This is a genomic window from Bradyrhizobium sp. Ken51 (assembly GCF_055807435.1).
In genome coordinates this window covers 1-291 of the sequence record NZ_JBVVPB010000159.1, presented here as the reverse complement: position 1 = coordinate 291, position 291 = coordinate 1, and the positions used below count along the sequence as shown (strand labels likewise).

The following is a 291-nucleotide window of genomic DNA, read 5'->3' as shown; positions in this document are numbered from 1 at the left end:
CTATCCAGAGCAATATGATTACCTACGCAACTGCATTCGGTCAGATTAAAGTCATGGGTAAAATCTCCCATAAACTTAAAAAGATGGGACTCAATGCACTAGCGCGTCATCAGCTTACCGCAAAAATTCTTCAATGGGGTGACGGTCAGGACTCACCAATACTTCAAAAAATGATTGATGACCTTACGGCGTTTCCTCACGAAAATTAAATACTGCATTTGTCGGCAGCAACAACTGTTAAAAAAGTGCGCTTTGTTTATGCCGGATGCGGCGTAAACGCCTTATCCGGCC

General features: G+C 43.3%; 1 protein-coding gene. It reads left to right on the top strand.

Translation table 11 applies throughout. The features are described 5' to 3' along the window. Positions 1-209, top strand: a 209-nt coding sequence (locus AC0L27_RS41300; RefSeq protein ID WP_473323871.1) for a hypothetical protein, incomplete at its 5' end; no start/stop codon positions are given. Positions 210-291: the final 82 nt, after the last annotated feature.